Source organism: Streptomyces sp. NPDC028991 (genome assembly GCF_055564775.1).
This window is the reverse complement of sequence record NZ_JBVHVP010000065.1, coordinates 1-2,879: the sequence shown is the minus strand read 5'-3', so window position 1 is coordinate 2,879 and position 2,879 is coordinate 1. Positions and strand designations below refer to the sequence as shown.

At 74.2% G+C, this 2,879-nt stretch carries 1 protein-coding gene; it reads right to left on the bottom strand.

The window, feature by feature from the left end; genetic code table 11:
- A partial coding sequence (locus ACZ4V1_RS35820) for a type I polyketide synthase (RefSeq protein WP_468345343.1) occupies positions 1 to 2,879 on the bottom strand: 2,879 nt, incomplete at both ends.

Sequence of the window (2,879 nt, the reverse complement as noted above, 5' to 3'; positions counted from 1 at the left end):
CCCGTCGCCTTGCCCAGCCGGTTACGCAGCTCCACCGCCGTCAGCGAATCGAAGCCCAGATCCTGGAAAGCCCGGTCGGGCTGAACGGTCTGCGCTCCCGCGTGGCCGAGTACCACCGCGATCTGGCCGCGCACCAAATCCAGCATCACCTCGCGGCGCTCGGCCTCTCCCAGACCCTCCAGGCGCTGCACCAGACCCGCCGTCGCCGCCGACCCACCGGCCGCCGAACGACGCCTGCGCGCACGGACAAGGCCGTGCAGCAGATTCGGGACGTCCTCCCGACCGCGCAGTGCGGCCAGATCGAGGCGTAGGGGGAGGACGACCGGCTCGCCCGAGGTCAGGGCCGCGTCGAACAACGCCGTGCCCTGCTCCGCCGTGACCGTCGGCAGACCCGAGCGCGCGATACGCCGCCGGTCGGCCTCCGACAGTCCCTCCGTCATCCCCGCTTCCTGCGACCACGGCCCCCACACCAGGGAGGTGGCGGGCATCCCGAAGGAGCGGCGGTGTTCCACGAGCGCGTCCAAGAACGCGTTGCCTGCCGCGTAGGCGGCCTGGCCCGCGCTGCCGAACGTCCCCGCCACCGAGGAGAAGAGGACGAAGGCGTCCAGGTCGAGGTCCTTGGTCGCCTCGTGCAGGTTCCACGCCCCGTCCACCTTCGGGCGCAGCACATCGGCCAACCGCTCCGAGGTGAAGGACTCGGCCATGCCGTCGTCCAGGACACCGGCCGCGTGCACCACCGCCCGGACCGGGCGGTCGTTCGGCACCCCGGCCAGCAGGGCGTCGACGGCCGTACGGTCGGCGAGGTCGCACGCCGTGACCGAGACGCGGGCGCCCAGGCCGGTGAGTTCGGCCGTCACGGCTTGGATGCCCTCGGCGGCCGGCCCTCGCCGACTCACGAGGAGCAGATCCCGTACGCCGTGCTCCACTACCAGGTGCCGCGCGAGGATCCGGCCCAGACCACCCGTACCGCCGGTCACCAGCACCGTGCCGCCGTCCGTGTCCGACAGCGGAGCGTCGGCCGCCGGGGTGCCGGTGTCGTCGGCCGGAGCCGTCCGCGTCAGCCGCGGCACCCGCACCTGGCCGTCCCGTACGGCGGTCTCCGTCTCCTGCACGGAGAGGGCGGCGGTCAGCGCTCCGGTGTCGGTGCCGTGCCCCACGTCGAGGAGACCGAAGCGGCCCGGGTGTTCCAGCGACGCGGAGCGCACCAAGCCCCGCACGGCGGCGCCGGACAGGTCAGCGGCACCCTCGGCGCCACGGGTGACGAACACCAGGCGCGTTGCGGCGAACCGCTCCTCCGCCAGCCAGGAACGGATCAGCTCCAGTGCCCGGGCCGCGGCGCCGTGCACGGAGCCGATCACATCGGCACCACCGGCGAACGCGCCGACGTCGGCCAGCACCGTCCCCGGCACCTCACCGGCACCGGCCAGGTCCGCCAGATCCGCGAACGCCACGAACCCGTCACCCGGCAGGCCCGCGAGCGCCGCCGTCCCGACCGTGCCCAGGACGCCCACCGGGCCCGGAAGGGCTTCGTTGTCGGCACCGCGGGCCGGGACCCACTCCACGCGGTACAGCGACCGAGAGGCGTCGTCGGGGCGTACACCCGCGGTGGCCGCGCGAACCGTCAGGGACTCGACGGATGCGACGGGCGCCCCGGAGGGGTCGGCCATGTGCACGGCCAGGGTGTCGTCCCCGGTCCGGGTCAGCCGGACCCGCAGTACCGATGCGCCGGACGCGTGCAGTGACACGCCTTCCCAGACGAACGGCACCCCGCCCGGGGCGTCGTCGCCGCCGAAGGCGAACGAGGCGTGCAGGGCCGCGTCGGAGAGCGCCGGGTGCAGGCCGTAGCCCGTGCCGTCCGTCTCCTCGTTCAGGGTGACCTCGGCGAACACCTCGTCGCCGCGACGCCAAGCGGCTCGCAGGCCCTGGAAGACGGGGCCGTAGCGGAGACCAGCGTCGGCGAGCCGCTCGTAGCAGTCGCTCACGTCGACCGGCGCGGCGTCGCGCGGCGGCCACACCGTGGCGTCGAACTCCGGAGCCACCGTGTCCGGGGTCAGGACGCCCTCGGCGTTGAGGGTCCACGGCTGCCGCTCGTCCCCGGCGTCGTCCCGGGAGTGCACCGTGATCGTGCGGCGGCCGGAGTCGTCCGGCTCGCCGACACTCACCTGGATGCGCACGGCGCCGCGCTGGGGCAGTACGAGCGGTGCGGGCAGGGTCAGTTCCTCGACCGCGTCGCAGCCGACCTCGTCGGCGGCCCGGACGGCGAGCTCCAGCAGGGCCGTGCCCGGCACCAGTACGGCGCCCTGGACGACGTGGTCGGCCAGCCAGGGGTGCGACTGGGCCGACAGTCGGCCGGTGAACACCACCCCGTCTCCTGCGGCGAGTTCCACGGCCGCGCCCAGCAGGGGGTGTCCGGCCGCGCCGAGGCCGGCCAGCCTGATGTCCCCGGTGCCGGCGACGGTGCCCTTCGGCCAGAAGTACTCGTGCTGGAAGGCGTAGGTCGGCAGGTCGACGGCACGGCCGCCCGTACCGTGGAGGACGGTTCCCCAGTCGGCGGCGACGCCGCACACGTGCAGCTCGGCCAGCGCGGCCAGCACGGCGGTGACTTCCTCCCGGTCCTTGCGCAGAAGCGGGACCAGGACCGCGTCCTCACCCGCGCTCTCCCGCGCCATGCCGCTCAGCACACCGTCCGGACCCAGCTCCACGAACCGCGACACACCCTGCTCCACCAGGGCCCGCACACCGTCGCCGAAACGCACGGCCTCACGGACATGACGCACCCAGTACTCCGGACCGGCCAGCTCACCGGCCTCCGCGATCCGGCCGCTCACATTGGACACCACCGGCACCCGCGGCTCACCGAACGACAGCCCCGCCACGAC